Origin of the sequence: Sulfitobacter brevis, from assembly GCF_900112755.1 — a bacterium.
Taxonomy (GTDB): domain Bacteria; phylum Pseudomonadota; class Alphaproteobacteria; order Rhodobacterales; family Rhodobacteraceae; genus Sulfitobacter; species Sulfitobacter brevis.
The window spans coordinates 1-1,540 of record NZ_FOMW01000066.1; the positions used below are offsets into that span (position 1 = coordinate 1).

General features: G+C 53.8%; 1 pseudogene. It reads right to left on the reverse strand.

Annotated elements, in window-relative coordinates:
* Window positions 1–288: 288 nt before the first annotated feature.
* Window positions 289–1,429: pseudogene (locus tag BM174_RS20720) on the reverse strand (IS3 family transposase).
* Window positions 1,430–1,540: the final 111 nt, after the last annotated feature.

Genomic DNA, 1,540 nt, shown 5'->3' on the forward strand with positions numbered 1-1,540 from the left:
GTCTAAAACTTCCTTGGATATCGTCATTGTCGTCATGCTCCTTCGTTAATGAAGCATGGGCCAAATTACTCATACACAGAAGATCGGACACTCTCTAGCGAAATCGCGTCGCCTTCTTACTGGCCCCCGTGTAGAGGAGATCAAGCTTCTTCTTTAACGTCTTCATTGTTAACTTTGCCGCCCCAATGGCCCCGAACCTGTCGGCGCATAGAACCGTAAGTATCCTATGACCTGCGCCCCAAGTCTCCTCCAGCTTTGGGCAGAGTCCTTAGAATTAAATCTTTGGCGTTAGGCAGCCATCTTGTCCATCGCCTTTCTCTGCAAAAATTCCATCGGTGTCAGGTTGCCCAATGCTGAATGTGGTCTGCGCCAGTTGTAATCCTCCTGCCATTCCTCAAGCGTTTTGCGGGCATCGCGCAATGTGCCAAACAGCGTTTCGTTGAGGCATTCATCCCGCAACTTGCCGTTGAAGCTTTCGATGAATCCGTTCTGCTGGGGCTTGCCCGGCGCGATGTAATGCCAATCGATACCCGTTTCCTGAACCCATTTGAGGATCGCCATGCTGGTGAACTCAGTGCCGTTGTCAGAAACGATTGTCGTCGGCATGCCCCGTTCAGCAATCACGCGATCCAATTCACGCACGACCCGTTGGCCAGACAGTGACGTGTCGGCCACCAGCACCAAGTTCTCGCGGCTGAAGTCATCAACGACCGCCAGAATGCGAAAGCGGCGGCCATCGGTCAGAGCATCAGATACAAAGTCCAACGACCAACGCTGGTCTGGGCCGTCAGGCAGGAGCATTGGCTTCCTTGTGCCCAAAGCACGCTTCCGACCGCCTCTGCGACGCACCTGCAGCTTCTCTTCACGGTAGATACGCCTTACTTTCTTGTGGTTCACCTCGAAGCCCTCCCGAGCAATCATCACGTGGATGCGGCGGCAACCAAATCGACGCCGTTCACGAGACACGCGTTTGATTGCATCTCGCAGTTCCGCATCATCACCACGGCGCGACAGATACCGCACCGTTGACCGATCAATCTGCAGCACATCACACGCCCGCCCCCTCTCGGCAGATTGCTCCGCAATCGCCCTGCCGGGGCAGTGGCATGGCTCACACCATGCGCTTCGCACAGGTGAACCACCGCATTCCGCTTTGCCACGGGCGTCACCATTTTTTTGAATTGATGTCTCGTAGCATGGCGTTGTCCAACATCTGTTCGGCAAACAGCCTCTTCAGTTTGCCGTTCTCATCTTCCAATGCCCGCAACCGCTTTGCGTCAGACGGTTCCATGCCCCCATACTTCGATTGGTATTTGTAGAACGTTGCTGAGCTGATCCCGTGCCGCCGACATACATCAGCAGTCTTCTCACCAGCTTCCTGTTCCTTGATCATCGCAATGATCTGTTCGTCTGTAAATCGTGCCTTCATTTGTCCGTCCTTTTGTTGGGCGGACTCTACACAATTTTGGAGGAGTTTTAGGGGCGCAGGTCGGTAATCCCCCCTAAAATTAGTGGTGTTCAAAAGTAGAATTTTCTCGGC